This window comes from Micavibrio sp. TMED2 (genome assembly GCA_002168225.1).
Classification (GTDB): Bacteria; Pseudomonadota; Alphaproteobacteria; order TMED2; family TMED2; genus TMED2.
The window spans coordinates 112387-134142 of record NHBH01000005.1; the positions used below are offsets into that span (position 1 = coordinate 112387).

The window sequence follows — 21756 nt, forward strand, 5'->3', positions numbered from 1 at the left end:
ACGTGCGTCCGTTTTTTCTTTTCTGCTTTTTTTCTATACCCAGATGGAGAAAATATTGGTCGAATACACAGACCTTCGGACCGTAAAGCAGTTGGCGAAAGAAGCGCCATTTGTGACTGAAAGCACAATCAGGTGGTGGATATACCATGCAAACAGCAATGGTTTTGATGCCGTCCTGATTAAAATCGGTGGGCGGGTTTACATTGATAAAAACGCCTTCAACAAATGGCTTGAAGGCCAGCGCCTGGCCGCTCCTGGCGACGCTGCTTAAAACGTAAGTCCTATTTCAGGACGAGAGCCCTGCCTTAATGGTGGGGCTCTTTTTTTATTCATCAGGTGAAAATTCAAGCCTAAAAACAGGCCTGAACAATGTATTGGGTGCGGTCAACTTCAAGCTCAGCAATGTCACCGCCAAGAAGCAGATCGCGGGCAAAAGCCTCTGTATCGAAGTAGAAACGCAGGTTTTCAGGCATTTCGTTCAAAAGGCCGGTATCTTCGATATAGCTTTCAGCATATTCGATAGCTGTGCCTTCAAAAAGGTGCACGTCTTCCAGACGGTCAAGCGCGTCTTCAAGACGGTAGCCAAGGTCTTCAGCCAGATAGATGGCTTTGATTACGTCATCGCCGTCAAGGTCTTCGAACTTATCGAACCAGGTTTTCAGGTTGGCTTGATTAACGCCAACGGCTTTGAAAAGGCGCGAATTGTCACCGTCAATGAATTGGATTTCATATTCCTCAACAGGATCGTCATGCTCGTTGCGATGGCTGGAAGCTTTCTCAGCGTATTCATCATAGGTGCTGAAATAGAAGCCGGTTGCTGAAATGTCGTAAGGTGTTGCGTGATAGATGTTTGTCATGATGTTCCTCCTTTGCTTTGACGCAGAAGGAACAGCGGGTGTATTTATGGGGCGGGCACAATTGCCTTCACGGGGCCTCAAAAGGCCATGGCGCGGAAGGTCGGTTGTGAACGCACCAGCACCCGCTAACTATGCGGATCACTCAAAGCGGGGGAATGAGTAAAAAGTGTATATCCGTGACACTAGACTTGGATAGGCTTGAGATGGTTTTCTTGCTTCTTATGGTGGAAAGACCATCATAGCCATAATTTACAGTAACCAGTCAGTCTGGCCTTTGCCGTACTGTTTTCTGGTTTTGTACCGCCTTCAGAAGCCCATAGATGCAACAATCTGGAGGCTTCAATCATGCGTTCCCTTCGTACACTTATCCTGACCGTTCATGGCCTGTTGCGCCTGATCTGGAAGGTTTTACCGCTCTTTGCCGCCCTAACTGGCTACTTGCTATTTGCCCCGCCTATCTGGCTTGGGGCTATTTTTGCCTTGGTTTTGGGTATTGCAGGCGTGTTAGCCAAATATGCCGCCACGCAGTTTGAACGCCCCGTCACGCATGGCTCTGCCCGCTTCGCAAGCCTTGCTGACGCGCGCAAAGGCAAACTATTACGCCGGAATGGCCTGATCTTGGGTCGCAAGAGTGGTCGTATGCTGCGTTACTCAGGTGACGGCCACTTGCTGACCTTTGCCCCAACGCGCAGCGGTAAAGGCGTGGGCTGTGTGATCCCGAACCTTCTGGATTACCCTGGCTCTGTTGCGGTGACGGATATTAAAGGCGAAAACAGCGCTATCACTCGCGCCTACCGTGAAAGCCTTGGCCCTGTTTATGAGCTGGCCCCGCTAGGTGGGACGAAAGGCAAGTCGGCCACCTACAATCCGCTCGATTTCATTCGCATTGACACCCCTTATGAGGTGGATGATGCACGGTTAGTAGCTGAAATGCTGGTGGTGCCTGAACATTCGCAAGCGAACCACTGGGAACGGGAAGCCCGCACCCTGATTACCGGTCTTTTGTTATACATCCGCCATGACTGGGATATTTTCAGCCAAAACCTTGGGACCCTGCGCGACTTTCTCATGCAGGACGCGGAAGAGTTTGAACTGCTGCTTGCCAAAATGGCAGCCAGTAAACAGGAAAACGTCTCGCGCATTGCTCGTGGCTTTAGCCAGAAAGAGCCTAAAGAACGCTCAGCGGTGATTTCAACCGCGCAAGGGGCAACGGAACTGTTTGAAAGCCCTGAACTGCGTTCAGCCACGGAAATATCATCCTTCAGTTTTGAAAGCCTGAAAGATGAAGTGGCCTCGGTGTTCATCATCGTGCCACCCGAATATCTGGAAGCGTATCGACCTTTCCTGCGGATGATGACGGGGCTTGCCACCGTGGCCATGACCCGCAATGCGACAAAACCCAAACACCCTGTTTTGTTCCTGCTGGATGAGCTGCCAGCCCTTGGCTATATGCGCCCGATTGAAGAAGGCATTGGCTATCTGGCAGGCTACGGCGCAAAGCTATGGCTTTTTGTGCAGGACCTGGACCAGCTTCAGAAAACCTACCCCAAAGCCCGGTCAATGATTGCCAACTGCGCTGTGCGCCAAGCCTTTAACGTGCAAGACCCAGACACGGCCAAGCTGTTATCAGATATGCTGGGGACAGCCACCGTGCGGATGCAGTCGCAGGGACAAACCTCACCACTGCCGTTTAAGCTGATTTCTGGAGCCTTTCATTCAGGCGCTTTTGAAGGCGCACGTCCCTTAATGACCACGGGCGAGATACTCACCATGCCAGCCAAGAAACAACTATTGTTCGTGCAAGGCCTGCCCGCCATCCGCGCCCGCAAAATCCGTTATTTCGATTGGCGGGAGTGGAAGCTCAAGAAACGCTCTACGACACAATCAAGCTAGCGATCATGGAAACCTCGATCCCGACTTCGCTCCAGCTCGCAGCGGCGTTTCATGTAGCGGTCGCGGGCGCGGAGTAGGTCGAGTTTTCTGTCTTCCGCAAGACGACTTTCCAAGATGGCCTTTTCCGTCACGCGGGACAGGGCCTTTTGCCTGCGAATGACTTTATCGCGAATGATGGCTTTTAGCTCAAACGGTACATCGGTTCTGAGCTTCATCATCTCAAAATCATTGAGCGCAATATTTAGGGCGCGGCGGTTGGCTTCAATCCTATCTCTATGGTGGCCCAGTTTAAGCTGCTGCTCGCGCCAACGCTGGCGCTTTTGGTCCAGATAACGAAAGGCCCGTTTGGCCTTTTTACGCTCATGGTTTTCCTTACCCAGTAAACTGCGCCCCTTCATGCGCCCTAGCAGGGCTGGGTTTTCTTTTATCATGCGCTCGGCATCTTTAATGCCATAGCTGGCTTCCAGCTTCTGCCAGCGTTCTCTGGCTTTTTCAGGTTCACGGAATATGGCCACCAGGCTTTCGGTGAAGCCTTGCTGTGCTTTATTGGCGCGGCTTTCATAATCAGGCTCAACTTTCTGAAGCCATGCCTTTTCACGTTCCAGTCGCGTTAGGCGGCGTTCACCGGCGCGGTAAACAGCTTCAACCCCTGACCAATATCGATAGTCCCAGTAGGCGGCTTCAAGCTCCCGCACAGGGTCACCACGTTTCTGGTCCACTGCCTTTTGCGCTTCATAAACACGCTCTGCCCGTTTTCGCTCAGCCGGTGTCATGGCTTCATAGCCTGGGATGTTTGCTTCTGGCGCTTCCCCTCGTGCCAGCTCTTTCATACGAGCGGCCATATAGGCATCAAAACGCTGGCCAAAGCGATCTTCAAGCTCGTTTAGCCGCACCCCTTTCCCCATTTGTGAAAGTTTGGTGTAGCGGTCGCTGGTCGTCAGCACCAGTCCTTGCCCCTTGCGTTCCAGAAACACGCCTTGTGCACCAAGGCGGGCGGTTAGGTCGTCCCAGTCTTTGGCGTTATAGAAATGGCCCTGAACCTTCTCACGCAGAGCTTTCACTTGAGCCTTATCCATTGCGATTTGCGGGGCACGGTCGTCCCGCTTCGCCTGCCAATACTCCCCTTCTGGTACATGGCCAAGTGGTTCTTGTTTCAGGGCTTCCACAAGGTCAAAATCATCCACCCGCTCCTTATCGCGGATACGTTCTTTTTCCAGCGGGATATTAAGGCCGCGCTCACGGGCAATATCTCGGCATAGCTCGGTCAGTTTGCGCCCATCATTATGACGGTCAAACGCCTTTCCGGTTTGCGGATGCACACGATTAATCAGAAAATGCATATGGGGATGCTTGGTATCTTTATGGGCATAGATCATCATTTGATGTTCGTTGAGGCCCATGCGCTCTATCGCCTCACCTGCAACTTCCCGCATCACTTCTGACGGGACTTTGCCACTCCTTGCGTCCTTCGGGTCAAAAGACAAAACAAAATGATAGGTGGGCTTTTTACAGCGCAAGTTTTGGGCTGCGGTTGCCTCCATTATGGTGGCGGCGGCAACGGGGTCTCTGGTTTCCAGATTGCGGACATCCATCCAGTCAACGCGGTCTGGGGACTGCCCCTTGGTGCGCCCAGCCAGATAAAGCGCGGATGCTTTAAAACTTGAAGGTTGTTTGGCTGGGATTTTGAAACGCATAGATCAGCCCTTACCCCTTGCCACCCGATAAGGCATCTTCCAGCGGCTTTAGGGCCAGCTTGATAGACTGTATGGCGAAAGCTCGTTCTTCGGCTTCGATATCCGACCCGCTATTGGCTTTTCGTGCCAAGCCGTTGATGGCATGGCCTGCGCCGTTAAGAGGTTCAAGCTGGGCTTCCATGACCTCGGTTAAGTCGGTGCGGCCAATTAACTTTTCCACCAACTGGCCTCCAATATACCGCGCCCATTTGATATAGCCTTCATTTCCGGTGGCATCGGCAAGCTGGCGAAAATTCGTGGCAATGGATTGCAGCTCATAAATGAGCTTTTCAAAAACAAGGTTGGTGACGGGTTTGGACCTGGGGCGCTTGCCCAGAATGGTGGCACGGGCATAGGGACCTGACAGCATACCAGTGGCGCGGGCCATATCTTCCACACGCGCATATTCCTCTGCCGTGAGCCTTACACTCAGCACACGGTTACGCTGGTCTTCAGGAGCCTTTTTAGGACGCGCCATGATCATTCTCCCATGCCGTTCAGCGAAGCGCTGGCATGACCACTTTAGCCTGCTGCCAAGCACAAGATGAGCCTAGCTTGAGACCCACCAAAGGTGTGGTCGAATGCTAAAGGGCCTTTTCGCAAGGAAACTCAAAACCATTCAGGGTGAAGAGTTTTCGTGTGCGAAAATACATCTTGCAGTCAGCCTGAGCTGCCAAGCACCTCTGCCTTTTATGGAATATATCAATAATTCCAATACTATAAACGACAATGACACTCTATAATACGCATACAAAAACAGCAAGAGGCAATAACACACAGCAAGCCACAATACTGACTATCACGGTGCAACACCGTCAGGAATGACTTGGGAAAAGTAGCTGACAGGTGACCGGACGAGCAAAAATGCCACCAGATATTTTTAGTCCATATAGTTAAAACTCATTGGCTGACCATTCCATTCCGTATAGATCTGACGACCATCCCAATAAGAAATTCGTCCATTATCTTCGCTACGTTTAGCGCGCCAAACGTTCTCGGAATTTAAAAGGTACTCACTCAAGTGTGGATCAAGAATAGGTGCCTCTGTGCCTATCTGACCAAAACCATCATCTGAAATGGTTTGATTTCTGAGCCCCATCAAAAGAGCTGCATGTTTGCTCTCTTTCACAACAACCGCAAAACAGTTATGGGTCATATTATACCCCCAAGAAGCATGAACAATGCGACTATTTGGATTTCTAGAAAGCTGTGCGATTAACGCCCCCACCCTTTGAGGGGATAAAAGAGATGATTTGTCCGCAATGATGCCATTCGTTGCCTTACCGCACCAGTCAACAATAACTTCCTTTTCTGCAAGTTCTAATACTCCAGATGTCCTAGCAGCAAACCTTTTCGCAACTGGCGCATAATCTGAAGTGGTTACAAAGAGAGCCTTACTTGCGTTTTCAACGTTAGCAACACCATATAACGCAGCTACATCCGGTTGGCCTATCTGTCTATGAGGTGCATATTTTTTGGCCTGAACAACTGTAAGCACATCCCCTAATGGATCTTCTTGCCATAAATGTATATCAACACCTTCGTCACCTCGCCCCGGTCCAAGAATTGCTCTATATCCATGGTTTTGAAAAATTCTAAACAGCAAAATTTCAAATTCGCGCCAATGCAGCTTATGCAAATCATCTGGGTTATTTACAAAATGAGAATAAAGCTCATCATAAACATCTGAGGTATCTTCGGTTACAAGACTGCACACCCATTGCCAATGGAAATAGTCCTCAAATTTTTTCGATACGACTTCATCATTCGGATATATTGCTGCAGTTACTCCATCAATGTTTTCTAAAAAATATCCATGGCTTTCCAGCAAGTCATAAAATTCCATATCCAGGTCATCAAAAACAATCCGCCGAAAATCACCTTCTGCCCAAATCATGGTAACAACAGGGGGGGGAGCTGGGTTCGCCATTAACATGCTCAAGATATGACTTAAAGCCACAATCAAACCATATATCTTTGGATATCGCCCATTCCTTTATGATGGATTGGATTCTGGAAATTTCAGCTTCTATATCTTGATCCGACCACTCTTCTGCGTTTTTGGCTTTCATTTTTTATCCAGCCCCTGCTGAAGTTTATCGATTGAGAAGCCTTCCGCAAACTCGCCTCGGTCTGCCTGTTCCACACCAGCCTGCACTGCATCTCGAAAAGCCTTTAGGCGCTCTTTATGCTCCTCGTCCGCATCTGCCATCAGTCTCAAGGCCGCACGAATGACCTCGCTGGCATTGTTATAGAGGCCAGAATCAACCTTGTTACGGACCATTTTTTCCAGTTTCGGCGTGAGTGAAATATGCACGGGGCAAACCTCCAAAATTTTTAGCATTATACAAACTTTAACAATCTATGTATATTTCATTCTCATGACTCGATGATTTTAGCGGTGCGATTGCCGCTTCAAATTGCAGGGTGGCATATTGAAAGAGGAAACGAGGCATTCTGAACATACCGACTGGTTAGCGTCTCTGCTGATCCAACTGGTCACGGCTTATCAAAAGCTTGCCCCTGACCTCATCCGCGACCGTTGCCGTTATGAGCCTTCCTGCTCAGCCTATTCAAAACTAGCATTCAAAAAACATGGGGCCTGGAAGGGCCTTTTAATGACTTTAGGGCGACTGAAGCGTTGCCGCCCGCCAAATGGTGGGGAGGATTATCCTTAACCCCATTCACATACCCTGCTCAGGAAAGGACATTCTATGGAAAGGTATGAATATCGCTGTGTAAATGCGCCCACTGGGATTGTGGTCCGTAAAGAAACGGACCGCGACCAGGCTGTGAAAGCCTATGAGAATATTATCAACCAGGAAGCTGCTGAAGGTTGGGAATATGTAGGGATGGACAGCTATACCACGCACATCAAGCCAGGCTGCTTCACACTTGCCCCAGCCCAAACGCAGGAAACCCATCGTATGCTGGTTTTCAAGCGCCCCAAATAACCTAAAGGGGATACGTCATGGAACCAGCCGTACTCGTATTTCTATTGGTCGGTGGTATCGGGTTTGCCATTTACCTATTTTACAGCATGAGGTCTGGATATAGGGAAGGCTATCAGCGCGGCCAGGCTGAAGCTGTAGCCAAGGGGGCCAAGCCTTGGGGCAAACCAATGTCCCATACCTTTGGCTCGGCCTATATCATGACCCCAGCCCAGATTATTGATGCTGGCCTCGGCATGGCCCCTGCTACATTTCAGAAGCGGCTCAAAGACCATGATCTAGGCTTTCTGATTTTGGGAATGACCCAATATCAGAAAAAATCAGCGGGTATTACATTTGAGCGAGCTGGCCACCTTCTGACCATCGCGCCGACACGTTCAGGCAAAGGGGTTTCGGCTGTAATTCCGAACCTGTTGTTTTATACAGGCTCGGTGGTGGTGAATGACATTAAGGGCGAGAACTATGCCGTGACCGCAAGCTGGCGGCGCAAAATGGGCCATAACGTCCATATGTTTGCACCTTTTGCGGATGAGGACTTTGACGTTTTCAACAGCAGCCGCTGGAACCCGTTTGATATGCTGGTTGATAGTGATGATCCGTGGGAAGATTGCCGCTATATGGCGGAGCTTCTTGTACCCGATGAGCGCGGGAAAGATGATTTCTGGTCAAACGCTGCCCGCAATTTCCTCACTGGCCTGATCCTATATATTCACACTCAAAAGCCTGAACGGGAGCGTATGCTGGTGCTCATCCGTATTCTGCTTACCCAGAATGAGGCGGAATTTCTGGAAACTTTGCGCGATATGGCCGAATGCGGTGACACCAATGTGGAACGGGCCGCCAATGTGATGTGGCGGGCTGACGATAAAGTGCGCGAAGGCATATTAAGCACACTGGACAGCCACCTGAGCTTTTTGGACAGCAAAAAGCTGGTGGCCTATACGCATGACTCCACCTTTAGCTTTAAACAGCTCAAAGAAGAGCTTTTCTCGATTTACCTTATCCTACCGCCTGAGCGGCTGCGGACCTTTGCGCCGTTCGTGCGCCTTTTCATGGGCATGGCGGCTTTAGAGATGAAGCGCACGCGCAAAAAGCCTGAACAGCCCGTCCTGTTCATGATTGATGAATTTCCAGCAATGGGCCGTATGAGGGTGGTGGAAGAGGAAATTGCTTATCTGGCAGGTTACGGCGTGAACCTGTGGCTCTTCGCCCAGGATTTAAAACAGATTGCCACCATTTATGGCGACAAGGCCCAAAGCATTATCGCAAACTGTGCGGTGAAACAGTTTTTTGGCGTGTCGGACGTTGAGACAGCCCAGCTTGTAAGTATGATGTGCGGGGAAACCTCCATTCCGTCCATCAGTTATTCAAGTGAACAAGGGCTATCTATTAAGAATGGCAACCGAACGCTATCTTCTGGGGCTCGTCCGCTCCTCACGACAAATGAAGTGATGAGCCTGGACAAAGAGACCCAGCTATTATTCTTCCAGGGGCAGCAGGTGGTGGTTGCAGGCAAGCTGAATTATCTGAACGATCCTTTATTCAAAGACGCGGACCAGAACCCTATTTACAAAGAAAACCCATTTCATTTCTAAAGGCTTAAATTAAAGACCGCACCGGCAACATTGAACCGGTGCGGGCCATACTCCCCCCAATTAATAATAATCAGCCCTCATCCGGCTCTGAGGACTGATTATTACGAGTTGGCACGTCTGATACTGGCTGGTGCTTCTTGATCCATCCGATAAAGCGCAGACGGTCGATATATATCCGTGCGCCGATACGAATGAGGCAAGCCTCAAAGCCATTGCGTTTGCCATTATATATCCACCAGCGGATGGTTTTCTCGCTAAATGCCGGAAAAGCACCAACAAGCTGGTCGATAGTTAGGATGTTTTCACCATCCATGAGCATACCCTTTCTTTAGGTGTGATCATGGCTACTTATGGTTGGTAGCGGCAAATATGGGGAAATCCTAACTGACACAATGCATTAAGTCTTGTCGCATGCTTCTGCTGAATCTGTATGTTTTAGTATGGTGTTGCCAGCTACGGTAGCGGGTTTACTGACAGGCAATATGGGCCGATTCACCGATTAAACTTGTTGTGGCTTATTGGCTGGAACTGTCTTTTCTTATCTCTAAGTGGTCCAAATTTGGTCCAAAAGTGCAATTTGGTCCAATTTTTAGAAATCATCAGGCAAAGAAAAAGGCCAGTAACTTATTGAAGTTACTGGCCTAATGTTTGGTTGCGGGAGTAGGATTTGAACCTACGACCTTCAGGTTATGAGCCTGACGAGCTACCGGGCTGCTCCACCCCGCGCCAAAACCGGCTATTTATACGTCTGTTACGTATACGTCATCACCGGGAGCGATGGTCTAGCAAGTTGCGCGGCAGAAGCCAACCCCCGATGACAAAAAGATTTTGTCTGTTGACCATTACCTAGGGCTCGACGGCCCGTTCTTCAACCCCGGCACCCGTTGTAACAGGTAGCAAACCCCAGAATTCCGCCGCCTGATCGAACCAGCCGCGGGGGCGAATATGACCTCCCCCATGAAGACATAGCTGCAATACCGCACCGCTGTCGCAGGGTGGTGTCTGTTCACAGACCATGTTCTCGACCGTTTCCTTGCGTACCGGTGTCGCGGCGCAGTGATGAGTCGCGCGCAGGATTGACAGGCTCTTGCCCACATCGCCCTGCTGAAACATCTGCCCGATCGGACGACCGGCCATGGGCACCACCCGGTCAGCGGTGCCGTGGAAATGGATGATCGGCAGCCGCTGGCCCGCCGCGGGATCACAGCTTTCCGGGTACGGTTCCCAGAACGCGCCGGAGATCGGGGCAAAACCGGCAAAGGCATTCGGGCGCTTGCAGATCAGATCCCAGACCATGGAGCCACCCTGCGAGAACCCGGCGACATAGATACGCGCCGGGTCGACCGGCCAGCGTGCCTCGACATCCGCCACCACGCTGTCGATAAAGGCCAGTTCGTCACGCGCCCGGCTCGGCGAACCGTTATGGGCCCAGGTCCGGTTCCGACCATTGGGGGCGATCAGGAGCAGACCATAACGCTCGGCAATATCGCGCAACTGGCGATTGCCGATAACCCCGTTGCCGGTACCGCGATAGCCGTGGAAGTTGAGCAGCATCGGTATGGCGCTGCCATCCTCCGGCAGTGTCGATGGTTGAAACACCTGATAGCTGCCGTCATCGACCATGCAGGCAGCATCCGGTGCGCCACAGGCCGTCCCTGCAGCTGACTGTGCTGCGACGGGTCGTGACAGCATGGCCAGCAGTAACAACAGGGTTACAGCAAGGCAGGACGATACGGATTTATTGAAATCAGGCATGAAGACTGTCGCTGGCAGGAAATCGGAACACTGCATCACATATTCTGCCCGGATCAATCGGCAAGCAAATAAACACCCCTTGATCTGATGCCGACCGACATGCCATGCAGCAACATCAAGCGCGCGCAAGAACAAGCAACCGGAGCAACAGAGCATGAGCGACCTGAACACGATCCTGACCCAGCAACCGTTTCTGCTGATCGATGGCGGCATGGGGCAGGAGCTGATCCGGCGTGGCGTCTCCGACAAATCCGCCCTGTGGTCGGCACAGGCACTGATTGATGATCCGTCGCTGGTGCTAGATGTGCACCGGGATTATGTCACGGCGGGCGCGGACCTGCTGATTACCAATACCTACAGCACCAATGGCAACCGGTTGCGGGAAATGGAGCTCGGCGATCAGGTCGAGCCGATGAACCGCATGGCTGGCGTACTCGCCCAGCAGGCGGCGAGCGAGGCCGACCGCCCGGTGCTGGTCGCCGGTTCCCTTCCGCCACTCAACGGCAGCTATCGGCCGGAGGAAACCCTGCCCTATGAGGAGATGGTCGAGCTGTACCGGGAGATGGTCGGCCACCTGACCCCATATGTCGACCTCTATCTCTGCGAGACCATGTCTACCGCCGATGAAGGCCGAGCCGCCGCCGAAGCCGCCACCGAGAGCGGCAAGGCAACATGGGTGTCATGGACCCTGCGCGATGATGACAGCGCCCGCCTGCGCAGCGGTGAGCGGATTATCGACGCGGTTCAGACCCTCGGCGATCTGCCGGTCGAGGCCATGCTGTTCAACTGCAGCTTCCCGGAAGCGATGACCGCCGCCATGCCGGCACTGGCCAGCCTCGATGAGCGCCGGGGCCGGCATTTCGGTGCCTATGCCAACGGCTTTACAGAAATCCCCGAGGACTGGACCCTGTGGGATGGCGTTGCCAATCTCGAGGCCCGGCGTGATCTTGATCCCGCCGCCTATTGCCAGCAGGCACAGCGCTGGTACGAGGCCGGTGCCCGTCTGATCGGAGGTTGCTGTGAAGTAGGCCCGGACCACATTGCCGCCCTCGCCGCCTGGCGCGAGAGCCTGAAGGTTGCCGCGTAAACCCATACCGGTTCATCCACGGAAATCTGATCCGCACTTTATTGAGCCGGATTGTAAATTTCGTAAAACAAACTTACGATTTTGGCAGTGCAATAATTTGCTGTATATTAGGGTCATTCAAGAACCCAACAGAGATTATAACGGTTCAGAGTTAACCATACGTTCTGGAGTATGCTGATAAGGTAATTTGTCGGATCACGGGAGAAACTGACCAGATGGTCGCCAAACACGCATGGCAACCGGTTAGGGCCGAAGGAGCAACCGCCCCGGAAACTCTCAGGCGAAAGGACCGTGATAAGACCCTAAAATTCCGAAGAGTGTGATTGCCGATGCAATCGCCACCGAAGGAGAAAGCCCCCAAGCACCGGGTACAGCCGGGCACGGGGTGAAGCTCTCAGGTTTTTGACGGAAGGGGCATGGATATCAACCCGCGTCACGCCACGCCACACACTCCATGGGATATGGAACAGGCACGGCAGACGTAACCGGAGTTTGGCCATGCCTGACCTATCTGCTGATACGACCAAATCTGTTTCATCCACCAAGTCATCTGCCGCCCCTGTCACAGGATCAGGGCCGACCACCCCGCGCATTGCCGTGATCGGTGCCGGTATCACCGGCATGACCACCGCCTTCCGCCTGCAACAGCAGGGCTATGACGTCACCGTCATTGAGCGTCAGCGTTATGCCGGGATGGAGACCTCCTTTGCCAATGGTGGCCAGCTCTCGACCTCGAATGCCGAGGTCTGGAATTCATGGGGCACCATGGTCAAGGGCATGAAATGGCTGTTCAAGGCCGATGCGCCGCTGCTGCTGAACCTGAAGCCCTCCTGGCACAAATATTCATGGCTGGCCGAGTTCGTCGCCGCCATCCCGAATTATCGCCGCAATACCATCGAGACGGTGAAACTGGCGCTGGCCGCCCGTGCCTCGCTGCTCGACATGGCCCGCGATGCCAATATCGACTGCAATTTCGAGCATCGCGGCATCCTGCACTTCTATAAATCCAAGGCAGAGTTCGATGCTGCCGCGCGGGTTTCCGAACTGCTCGCCGAAGGTGGATTGGAGCGTAAGGCCATTACCCCGGACGAGGTCAAAGCGATCGAACCGGCGCTCAACACCAGCGATGTCTATGGTGGGTTTTATACTGAAACTGACTTCACCGGCGACATTCACAAATACACCAACGGCCTCGCCGCCGCCTTCCAGCTGCGCGGCGGCCGCTTCCTTGGCGAAACCGGCGTAACCAGCCTCAGCGCCCGCGATAATGGCGTGACCATCGCCTATCAGACCGTTGGTGAAGATGTGGCCCGTGAGGATTTCGACGGTATCGTGATCTGTGCTGGCACCGGCAGCCGTGCACTCGCCGCACAGGTTGGCGACCGGGTGAACGTCTATCCGGTCAAAGGCTATTCGATCACCGTAAACCTGCTCGATGAGAAAAGTCAGGAAGCAGCCCCATGGGTCAGCCTGCTCGATGACCGGGCGAAAATTGTTACCAGCCGTTTGGGCGTTGACCGCTACCGTGTGGCTGGTACGGCTGAATTCAATGGGTTCAACCGCAATATCCGTGCAGATCGCATCAAGCCACTGGTCGACTGGTGCCGTGAGCATCATCCGGAAATGAGTACCCGCCAGAGCGTACCATGGGCCGGTCTGCGGCCGATGATGCCGAACATGCTGCCCAAGGTCGGCCCCGGCAACTCACCACGGGTATTCTATAATACCGGCCACGGTCACCTCGGCTGGACCCTGTCAGCGGCCACCGCCGATATGGTCACCGCCCATGTGACCGGCACGATCGAGAAGCCGGCACAACCGGTGCTTGCAAAAGCGGTATAACGCTCAAACGAATATTCGAGACTTCTTATCGGGCTGGTGGAACAAACACCGGCCCGATGCATTGTTAGAGTAGCAGAGTTTGAATAGCAGACACGGCATCAAGCCGGGCGTCATCCACCATTCCTTAAATTCAGGACATCCATGACTATCTTTGACGAGTTCAAAAAATTCGCCGTGAAGGGCAATGTTGTTGATATGGGGGTCGGCATTGTTATCGGGGCCGCCTTCACCACGATTGTGAAATCCTTCGTGGCCGACATTATCAACCCGCTGATCGGGTTGCTGACTGGCGGCGTTGATTTCTCCAACCTCTATATCAACCTGTCCGGCCAAACCTACGCCAGCCGGATTGAGGCAGCAGAGGCCGGGGCCGCCACCATCAATTACGGCCTGTTCATCAATAATGTTGTCAGCTTCCTGATCGTTGCCTGGGCGCTGTTCTTCGTTATTCGAGGCATCAACAGTCTGAAGCAGAAGGAAGAGGAAGCAGCAGCCGAGCCACCGCCTCCACCACCCGAGCCGCCCAAGGAGCAAGTGCTGCTCGAGGAAATCCGTGATCTGCTGAAAGCGCAGCAGACATCCTGATGAACCAGAAACAGGCGCCCAACAAGGCGCCTGTTTTTTATTGATTAACGACAGGATAAATCAGCCGAGATAGATAAATAACGGCGCAACTATTCATTAACGGTATAACAACCAAAAGCAGATACCGTCTTCGCACGATCATATTCAATCAGCGGAGTCCCTATCATGCGTAACACTCTTTTCTCTTCACTTGCCGTCATTGCCTTGACCTGCGGCATCCATGGGATTGCCCAAGCTGGCGATCCAACTGTTGATGCCATTCGTGCACAGGCATTGCCAACAATCGAAAAACTCGCAGCATCCCCGGATGTCATCAGCGCGATCAAGGCACAAAACCAGTCTACCGATGGCTATGATGACAGCAGAATCACAGCACTCGACCAGCAATGGCGCACAGAAACCGCGGCAACCTCAAAGCCATTGATCGATGCTGTTGTGAAGCATCCGCTGACAGACCATCTGCACAGCTTCCAACAGGAAGGTGCCGGCCTCTTCAGCGAGATCATTGTCATGGATATCAAGGGCCTGAATGTCGCGCTCAGCGATGTCACCTCCGATTACTGGCAGGGTGATGAGGCCAAATGGCAGAAAACTGCCGGTACTGGCCATGATGAACACTTCATCGATGAAGTCGAGTTCGATGAATCATCCCAAACTTTCCAGAGCCAGGTTTCTGTCAGCGTCATCGACCCCGACACCGGTGCTGCCATTGGCGCCATCACCGTCGGCGTTGTTGTTGACGAACTTTAATATCCGAGAACCGGAGAAAACTCATGAAATTTCCATTCCATAAAATCGGTGCCCTGCTGGGCGGCAAAGGATCGGGAGGGTCGCTGACCCTCAAGATCGCCGGTATTGTCATCGGTGGGCTGGTGCTGTCGCAAGCTGTGAGCATTGCCAGCATCACCACAACTTCCGGGCAGTCGTTGAAAGAACAGCTGGAATTCCAGCAGAACCAGTTCTCGATCCTGTTTGCCGACCAGATCAGCGGTGCGGTCAAATGGCAGAAGGTGGAAGCCGTAACTTCTGCCTATAAAGGCTTCATCACGAATGAAGAACTGGCCATCAGCGGTCTCGCCGTCGTCCTCAGTGATAACAGCGTATTGCATGCCCATACGACAGAGGCAGCAACAATCAGCGGTGACCAATTTGCCAAACAGGCAAGTGAACTGGTCAAATCTGATGTCACTGACTCTCATAGTGCGAACCTGCATTGGGTCAATGTGCCAATCGCAACGGTCAAGGATGGCACTATCGGTCATCTGGTCATGGCCTTCGATATGTCGAAAATTTCCCATGCGGTCACCGAACAGGCTGTGTTCGGCGGTGGCATCGGTCTGATCACCACGGTTGCCAGTATTCTGGTACTGGGCTGGGCCTTGTCCAACCTGCTGGCCAAGCCATTGCAGCAGATTACGGTTGCAACCCGTAGTCTGGCTGGCGGCGAACTCGACATTACGGTGCCATATACGGACCGCAAGGACGAGATCGGCCAGATTGCCCAGGCACTGGAAGTCTTCCGCGAGACCGGACAGCAGAATGCTGAGATGGAACAGCGTGAGGCGGCCTCGCGTGAGAAACAGGCAGAACGCCAGCGTCACATGGAAGAGGTCATTGCCATATTCAGCGACACCTCGGCCAATATCCTCGAGGGCATTGCCAACTCGGTTAATGACTTCATGGATGCCTCGACCGAGGTTTCGCAACTGGCTCAGGCCGGTGAGGAACGCACCCGTGATGCCGCCGAGGCCGCAGAACGCGCCTCAAGCAGCGTACAAACCGTGGCTGCCGCCGCCGAAGAACTGTCCGCCACCATCGCCAATATCTCGCAGGAGATGAGCAATACGGCCAATGTGACCAATACTGCGGTCTCTGAGGTCGCGAGTGCCGGCGTCGTGGTTCAGGACCTGACCTCTGCTGCTCGTTCGATTGAGGAAGTTATCCTGCTGATCGAGGATATTGCTGCACAAACCAATTTGCTGGCACTCAATGCCACCATTGAGGCAGCCCGTGCGGGCGAGGCTGGCAAAGGCTTTGCTGTCGTGGCCAATGAGGTCAAGGCACTGGCGGATCAGACCGCCAAGGCAACCGGCCAGATTAGCCAGCGCGTCAGTGACATTATCTCCAACAGCGATAATGTGGCCGAAGCCATGACCCGGATCCAGAATACGGTTGAACAGGTCAACAGCTCAGCGAATGCAGTGCAGTCTGCGCTCAACGAGCAGTCCAACGCCACCAATGAAATCTCGCGCAACGCCCAGGCGGTGTCTACGGGTACCGGGGAGATGAGCAACAACGTCATTTCCCTGCAGTCTGACGTGGCGAAGACCGATGATGCGGCCAAACATGTCCGCAGCTCGGCCGAGCAACTGACCGGCGATCTTGACGGCCTGCGCCAGAGCCTGCGGGAGTTCCTGTCGGAAGTAAACGCTGCCTGATCAGTCAGCCGCAAAACATCAATCAGCATCACTCACCGCCGGTAAACACCGGCGGTGTTTTTTTGCATTACTCCGGCTGATCCATAAGGATGCGGCCATCCTTCTGCATGGTCACCACCAGCCCGTCAGGTAATTCCGTTACCGCTTGCCCGATACCGAAAATCGCCGGCATTTTGGCTTCCCGTGAGACAATCGCCAGATGGCTCAACTGCCCGCCGAACGGCATGAGGATGCCCCTGATACGGTCGAAATATCGGGCAATGCTGACATAGCCTTCATGCAGGATGACAATCTTGCCTTCAAGCTCCGGCGCTGCGCCATCGGTCGGTTCAAGCATGGCGGCAGAGGAAATATTGATCACCGGCGCACTGAACTCCGCCTCGAACAATGAAACCACCTTGCCGACGAGCTGACCATCACCGGCAGCCAGTTGCCCGACCCCGCTTGCCTGTTCGACGAAATCCCATTGCCGGACATCGGCACGACGAATGGCCTCCGGCAGTTTGACCTCCTGAAGCCGCTGCCATGCCGCTGCCCGTGCCGCACGCTCATCATCCGATGGCATGGGGGTATGACCGAATATCTCATCGATCGACAGCGTGAAGACCGCGTCCCCGATACCCAGTCTGCGCCCGATCTCAAGAATGAGACGGCGCAGCAGGGCGACATCGCGGATCACCCAGTTATGCACGTCATCCTTGAGAACGATGAGATCGGCACTCATGGTCTCATTCGGCTCTGCCTTCTCCACCGTTCCCGTATCATCGGGATTGACCGGCCATATCGGTGCGGTCTCATCAAATCGCGGACTGGCAATTTCAATATCCTGCACCGCCCGGTGGGCCAGACCATGGCGCCGCAATATCTCTCGCTGTGCCGCTTCATCGGGTGTCGACAGGGCCGCGAGCAGATGCTTTGCCGACCCCACTTCCGGCCATGACAAAGGCTTGTCAGCCTGATTGTAGCGCTGGGAAAGCCGCGTAACAGCTAGTGAGAAAGGCAGGTTTTTCTGAGCGAACGCATCCAGCAACTGCACACCGAACAGGCGCAGATCGGCCAGTGACAGGCCAGCCAGGTCAACCGCCTGCCAGCGCCGCCCCTCAACCGAAGTCAGGCTGTAAAATGCTTCAAGCCTATCGGCCAGCTTGCGGCGTGAGAGCTTGGGCAACTTGATACATTTCCACCATGGCCGGTCGGGATTGTAGAGCAACCGCCCGAACCCGATCATGACACTGTCGCCATAGATCTGCTTGTACATCGTTGCCGCGGCATGGGATGGACGGGCGAGCACCTCGGAAAACTCGCCGGCGGTCAACTGTTTCCAGCTGCCCGCACTGATCAGGGCAAGCTGTTCCATATGCTCGGGCGGTGCATCACTGATCGAGAATTGCGGTCGAAGCTGCAACAGATATAACCGGCCTGCCGCGACACCCCATTCAATATCAACCGGTCCGCCCAGAACCACCTCGGCATTGAGGATCACGCGGCGCAATCCGCCGATGACCGGGTTGGACAGGGGCAGATTATCGTTTTGCTGAATGCTGCCGGTTTCACGGCAGAGCATGACAGAACCGATCTGGCTGCTGCCAGCGGTGACCGCCTCGGCCTCGCCCCCCTCGATTGCCATTGCTATCGGATAGACTGGATGATGGGAGAAGGCGACCCCGGCCAGATCAAATGGCAGCCAGCGCTGGACGATTATGCTCGGCTGGGCATCGGCCATGACATCATCATGTATCGCGAGGCTCTGCCAGACCAACTCCAGTGCCCGCAGGAACTCCGCCTCGTCAGCAGGCGCGACATGGCTGTCAAACCGCCCGGCCATGGTGGCATCGGCATCTTCCCGATAGGCACAGGACCGCAGGATCAGCTTCCCTCCCCCGGCCAGCTTCCGGACCGAGGCGATGACGGATGCCACCGTTTCGGCATCCCCCTGGCGCAGGCGATGGATAATGTCACCGGTCAGCACAAATCCATCCGGGATCGCTACATCGCGGTACAAACGGCGATATGCCGCCAGCAGGCTCGCCTTGCTCCCGATCCGCTCATATCGGTCGGTTTCCCACAGTGGCACCGGACCACTCGGCAGGGTCTCGAGCATTGCCGGCGCCTTGCTCTGCGCCCGCCATTTGTCGACCATGATGATGATCACATTGCCGATCAGACCGGTAACCGTCACAGCAAAGACATAGATCGACATCGCCGCCGACAGGGTCATGAGCAGATACAGCACAAACAGCGACGCCGCGAGGATCAGCGCCGTACTGCGCAAGGTCAGCCTGTAGAGAAGACTGAGCTGGCAGAACAGGGCAGCCGCCACCAGCGCCGGGAAGACAAGATAGGGATCAGGCGTCAGGAAATCATCAATCCAGAGAAAACTGTCGCCCTGCACCGAATGATAGAAGGACAACCAGTCGAGGAAGAACAGCGAGACCAGGATCAGCACCACAAGGGATGTGACATTCGATAATCCGCCCGCGAGCGTTGCCGGTTGTTTCAGGCCGATCCACTGGAGCGGAAACAGAATCCCCCGGGTCACCGCACCAAACAGGAAGATGAACAACAACGCAGGCAGCGCCATATCCTGCTTGAAACCGGAGAATGCCTTGTACAGGCCAATCATATCCGCGCCGAACGGGTCCGGGTGATAGCCATGCTGCTGATTGACCCGATACTGCTCGGCTGAATACTGGTACGGCAGGGAATTCAGCCCGAGCCAGACATAGCCCAGTCGGCTCATCTCCAGCCCCAGCAACATTGACTGATAAGCGGATGCCTGGTCATAGGCCATGCCGATATAGCGTTTGTCATGGCTCAATACCGGCAGTTGTGCCATGACCTCATCCCAGCCCATCTCCAGTGTCGGAATATTCAGGGTACGCGGCCAGCGGATACGGCTTTTGGCCACCTCATCCGGACTTCTCGGATCGATGAAGACAACATCATCGGTATCATGCGCCATCAGATAGAGCTGGGCCGCGGTCCAGAACCGGTCACGGTTCGGATAGGTCGGCATCCAGAACAGGGACAGCGCATCCATGCGCTCATAGCCGCCATCAAGCACAGAAACGCTGTATCCCTGTGCCGCGAGCCATGCCGCCACGATCTCGCTGCGTTCCGGAAAATAGGAGACCAGCAGGATTGGTTCATCCGATGGCGGCCAGTGTTGAATCCTGCCGGGATCAAAGGCCACGGCGGTTGCCGGAATATTCTCGGCACCATAGAGATAACCCCGCCCCTGATACTCGTTCCGATTGCGGATATCGACCACATGGAACGGCACCGTTCCGGCCTCGAGCTGGTGATGCACCTCATGCACATCAATATGGGTAATACTGCCGGCATTTTCTTGTGTCGGGCCGGGCCGGGCATCATACCACTCGGCCAGAAATGTCATCAGTGAACTGTCGAGAAAACCGGCATCCACACCGCGCTGCTGGAGATAATGGGCACTGGCTTTGGCCACATCACCCCAACCGCTGATCAACACGATCGGCAGGTCAATGCGTTGGAAGAAGGTCGGGTTGGAGACGACAAAATTCATATCGACCTGAATGATCGCTCCCGGCTCATGGACCGGATGGGTGCCGGGCAGGAGATCATATCCAGAGACGATTGCCCTGATCCCATAGCGTGCCAGCCCGTCGCTGCCCTCTTCGGGTACCGTTACCCCGATCAGCTGCACCTGCTGCTGTTTGATCGACTGATACAAAGCGGGGTAGTCGACAGCCTGCGCCTGCAGATCAGCCAGATTGAACCCGGCCAGCAGCTCCGGCAGCATGCTGGCGACCGCGCCGCTGTTTCCTTCCGGCAGTGGCTCTCCGGTGGGGAAAAACAGCAGCGGTGGCTGTTTATCGGGATAAACCCGCTGCACATTCAACTGCAGCTTGTCGGTATATTCCTGCTGGGCCGCCTGATAGCTCTGATACCAGCCGAAACCGAGTAACAGGACCAGACCACACAGAATGGCAAACAGGTATTTCTGATTGTTCTGCGTCCGCTGGTTTCTGAACAGCGGTACAATGCTGGAAATCGAGGCGGCAATAACCGAATACAGCGATGACAGCATATAGCTCGCTAAACTCATCGCCTCGGGCACCGGGAAGGCCAGTGCCGGGCGCGGCATGAGCAGTGTCGCCACAAACAGGGCAACAGCGAGACTGGCAAGCAGACGGGAATAGTTTTTCACGGGCGGGAAACAGCATGGATCTGGTCGAAACGACCCGAACAGCATAACGCCTAACCCGGTATGAATTGCCAGCATTTTGTGCTGGCGCGCTGGAAAAGCCGGATTTTGGATACAAAAAAAGCCGCCAAAAGGCGACTTTGTGAAGGAAGTATATAGGATGAATACTGAACCGGATTAATCAGGTATCGCGATTTTGGGCAACCTGGCAGTGACCGACTTTCCCACGCCTTAAGACGCAGTATCATAGGCGCTGAGAGGTTTCACGTCCGAGTTCGGGATGGGATCGGGTGTTTCGCTCTCGCTAAAACCACCAGGTTGCCAAAAATCGCGCTACGCGATTATTCCAGTTCACAGTGTCTTTATAGAGTTGACCGTTAGCGATCAGAAAATTTCTGACCATGATTATAATCGTATGTGGACGCGGGCTTTGATGAGATCAAGCCCTCGAGCGATTAGTACAGGTTAGCTTCATGTGTTACCACACTTCCACATCCTGCCTATCAACGTGGTGGTCTTCCACGGCTCTCAAACGATACCTGGTTTTGAGGACGGCTTCCCGCTTAGATGCTTTCAGCGGTTATCCGATCCATACATAGCTACTCGGCTGTGCCACTGGCGTGACAACCGATCCACCAGAGGTATGTCCATCCCGGTCCTCTCGTACTAGGGACAGATCCTCTCAAGTATCCTACACGCATGGCAGATAGGGACCGAACTGTCTCACGACGTTCTAAACCCAGCTCACGTACCACTTTAAACGGCGAACAGCCGTACCCTTGGGCCCTGCTCCAGCCCCAGGATGTGATGAGCCGACATCGAGGTGCCAAACAC

General features: G+C 53.9%; 17 protein-coding genes, 1 tRNA gene, 2 rRNA genes, 1 pseudogene and 1 riboswitch. Of the genes and pseudogenes, 10 read left to right on the top strand and 11 right to left on the bottom strand.

All coding sequences use genetic code 11. The annotated features are described in order from the left end of the window. The first annotated feature begins 55 nt into the window (after positions 1–55). Positions 56–271 (top strand): DNA-binding protein, encoded by a 216-nt coding sequence (locus CBB62_10800; protein ID OUT40284.1) that lies wholly within the window; start codon positions 56–58, stop codon positions 269–271. A 79-nt stretch (positions 272–350) separates the two neighbouring features. On the opposite strand, the gene CBB62_10805 is transcribed toward CBB62_10800, so the two are convergent. Further along, positions 351–857, bottom strand: coding sequence for a hypothetical protein (locus tag CBB62_10805; protein OUT40265.1), 507 nt, complete (start codon positions 855–857; stop codon positions 351–353). Positions 858–1202: 345 nt separating this feature from the next. Between CBB62_10805 and CBB62_10810 the strand changes: the two genes are divergently transcribed. After that, the gene (locus tag CBB62_10810) at positions 1203–2750 is read left to right on the top strand and encodes a hypothetical protein (GenBank protein OUT40266.1); all 1548 of its coding nucleotides are present in this window, start codon (positions 1203–1205) and stop codon (positions 2748–2750) included. Here CBB62_10810 and CBB62_10815 read toward each other — a convergent pair. The 4 genes and pseudogenes from CBB62_10815 to CBB62_10830 all read right to left on the bottom strand — a co-directional run bounded on the left by CBB62_10815 (position 2747) and on the right by CBB62_10830 (position 6800). Then, positions 2747–4444 carry a hypothetical protein gene (locus tag CBB62_10815; protein OUT40267.1) on the bottom strand — a complete coding sequence of 566 codons (1698 nt, stop codon included), beginning with the start codon at positions 4442–4444 and terminating at the stop codon, positions 2747–2749. The two genes, CBB62_10810 and CBB62_10815, sit on opposite strands and share 4 nt — an antisense overlap. A 10-nt stretch (positions 4445–4454) precedes the next feature. After that, positions 4455–4871, bottom strand: coding sequence for a hypothetical protein (locus CBB62_10820; protein OUT40268.1), 417 nt, complete (start codon positions 4869–4871; stop codon positions 4455–4457). A 492-nt stretch (positions 4872–5363) separates the two neighbouring features. Then, positions 5364–6555: pseudogene (locus CBB62_10825) on the bottom strand (hypothetical protein). Then, positions 6552–6800, bottom strand: a complete 249-nt coding sequence (locus tag CBB62_10830; GenBank protein OUT40285.1) for a hypothetical protein — start codon at positions 6798–6800, stop codon at positions 6552–6554. Before CBB62_10830 ends, CBB62_10825 begins: the two are co-directional and overlap by 4 nt. Before the next feature lie 166 nt (positions 6801–6966). On the opposite strand from CBB62_10830, the gene CBB62_10835 reads away from it, so the two are divergent. The 3 genes from CBB62_10835 to CBB62_10845 are packed head-to-tail and all read left to right on the top strand — an operon-like array spanning position 6967 to position 9029. Then, entirely contained in the window at positions 6967–7161 is a 195-nt protein-coding gene (locus CBB62_10835; protein ID OUT40286.1) for a hypothetical protein, read from the top strand. Between the two features lie 36 nt (positions 7162–7197). Beyond that, entirely contained in the window at positions 7198–7437 is a 240-nt protein-coding gene (locus CBB62_10840; GenBank protein OUT40269.1) for a hypothetical protein, read from the top strand. A gap of 17 nt (positions 7438–7454) precedes the next feature. Beyond that, on the top strand, positions 7455–9029 hold the full coding sequence (locus CBB62_10845) for a hypothetical protein (GenBank protein ID OUT40270.1): 1575 nt from the start codon (positions 7455–7457) through the stop codon (positions 9027–9029). 70 nt (positions 9030–9099) lie between these two features. Here the strand turns inward: CBB62_10845 and CBB62_10850 are convergent, their stop codons facing one another. From CBB62_10850 to CBB62_10860, 3 genes are all read right to left on the bottom strand, one after another. Then, positions 9100–9348, bottom strand: a complete 249-nt coding sequence (locus tag CBB62_10850; GenBank protein ID OUT40271.1) for a hypothetical protein — start codon at positions 9346–9348, stop codon at positions 9100–9102. A 330-nt stretch (positions 9349–9678) separates the two neighbouring features. Beyond that, positions 9679–9755, bottom strand: a tRNA-Met gene (locus tag CBB62_10855). Between the two features lie 120 nt (positions 9756–9875). Continuing rightward, the gene (locus tag CBB62_10860) at positions 9876–10997 is read right to left on the bottom strand and encodes a hypothetical protein (GenBank protein ID OUT40287.1); all 1122 of its coding nucleotides are present in this window, start codon (positions 10995–10997) and stop codon (positions 9876–9878) included. On the opposite strand from CBB62_10860, the gene CBB62_10865 reads away from it, so the two are divergent. The 5 genes from CBB62_10865 (at position 10939) to CBB62_10885 (ending at position 16736) form a co-directional block, all read left to right on the top strand. Then, entirely contained in the window at positions 10939–11871 is a 933-nt protein-coding gene (locus CBB62_10865; GenBank protein OUT40272.1) for a hypothetical protein, read from the top strand. The genes CBB62_10860 and CBB62_10865 overlap by 59 nt on opposite strands. 188 nt (positions 11872–12059) lie before the next feature. Next, a riboswitch (glycine riboswitch) is annotated at positions 12060–12173 on the top strand. A gap of 196 nt (positions 12174–12369) precedes the next feature. Further along, positions 12370–13713, top strand: a complete 1344-nt coding sequence (locus CBB62_10870) for a D-amino acid dehydrogenase (GenBank protein OUT40273.1) — start codon at positions 12370–12372, stop codon at positions 13711–13713. Between the two features lie 141 nt (positions 13714–13854). After that, a complete protein-coding gene (locus CBB62_10875) occupies positions 13855–14298 on the top strand; it encodes a large-conductance mechanosensitive channel protein (protein OUT40274.1) in 444 nt (147 codons plus the stop codon). A gap of 165 nt (positions 14299–14463) precedes the next feature. Next, positions 14464–15048: a hypothetical protein gene (locus CBB62_10880; protein OUT40275.1), complete on the top strand. Its 585-nt coding sequence runs from the start codon at positions 14464–14466 to the stop codon at positions 15046–15048. A 23-nt stretch (positions 15049–15071) separates the two neighbouring features. Continuing rightward, positions 15072–16736, top strand: a complete 1665-nt coding sequence (locus tag CBB62_10885) for a hypothetical protein (protein ID OUT40276.1) — start codon at positions 15072–15074, stop codon at positions 16734–16736. A gap of 67 nt (positions 16737–16803) precedes the next feature. Here the strand turns inward: CBB62_10885 and CBB62_10890 are convergent, their stop codons facing one another. From CBB62_10890 to CBB62_10900, 3 genes are all read right to left on the bottom strand, one after another. Continuing rightward, positions 16804–21000, bottom strand: coding sequence for a hypothetical protein (locus CBB62_10890; GenBank protein OUT40277.1), 4197 nt, complete (start codon positions 20998–21000; stop codon positions 16804–16806). Positions 21001–21125: 125 nt separating this feature from the next. Further along, positions 21126–21240, bottom strand: a 5S ribosomal RNA gene (rrf, locus tag CBB62_10895). Positions 21241–21354: 114 nt separating this feature from the next. Then, a 23S ribosomal RNA gene (locus CBB62_10900) occupies positions 21355–21756 on the bottom strand; the annotation flags it as partial.

Excerpts from the sequence above, each read along its gene's own strand:
- CBB62_10805 (OUT40265.1), bottom strand. The coding sequence starts at position 857 with ATGACAAACATCTATCACGCAACACCTTACGACATTTCAGCAACCGGC.
- CBB62_10810 (OUT40266.1), top strand. The coding sequence starts at position 1,203 with ATGCGTTCCCTTCGTACACTTATCCTGACCGTTCATGGCCTGTTGCGC.
- CBB62_10815 (OUT40267.1), bottom strand. The coding sequence starts at position 4,444 with ATGCGTTTCAAAATCCCAGCCAAACAACCTTCAAGTTTTAAAGCATCC.
- CBB62_10820 (OUT40268.1), bottom strand. The coding sequence starts at position 4,871 with ATGGCCCGCGCCACTGGTATGCTGTCAGGTCCCTATGCCCGTGCCACC.
- CBB62_10840 (OUT40269.1), top strand. The coding sequence starts at position 7,198 with ATGGAAAGGTATGAATATCGCTGTGTAAATGCGCCCACTGGGATTGTG.
- CBB62_10845 (OUT40270.1), top strand. The coding sequence starts at position 7,455 with ATGGAACCAGCCGTACTCGTATTTCTATTGGTCGGTGGTATCGGGTTT.
- CBB62_10850 (OUT40271.1), bottom strand. The coding sequence starts at position 9,348 with ATGCTCATGGATGGTGAAAACATCCTAACTATCGACCAGCTTGTTGGT.
- CBB62_10865 (OUT40272.1), top strand. The coding sequence starts at position 10,939 with ATGAGCGACCTGAACACGATCCTGACCCAGCAACCGTTTCTGCTGATC.
- CBB62_10860 (OUT40287.1), bottom strand. The coding sequence starts at position 10,997 with ATGCCGCCATCGATCAGCAGAAACGGTTGCTGGGTCAGGATCGTGTTC.
- CBB62_10870 (OUT40273.1), top strand. The coding sequence starts at position 12,370 with ATGCCTGACCTATCTGCTGATACGACCAAATCTGTTTCATCCACCAAG.
- CBB62_10875 (OUT40274.1), top strand. The coding sequence starts at position 13,855 with ATGACTATCTTTGACGAGTTCAAAAAATTCGCCGTGAAGGGCAATGTT.
- CBB62_10880 (OUT40275.1), top strand. The coding sequence starts at position 14,464 with ATGCGTAACACTCTTTTCTCTTCACTTGCCGTCATTGCCTTGACCTGC.
- CBB62_10885 (OUT40276.1), top strand. The coding sequence starts at position 15,072 with ATGAAATTTCCATTCCATAAAATCGGTGCCCTGCTGGGCGGCAAAGGA.
- CBB62_10890 (OUT40277.1), bottom strand. The coding sequence starts at position 21,000 with ATGCTGGCAATTCATACCGGGTTAGGCGTTATGCTGTTCGGGTCGTTT.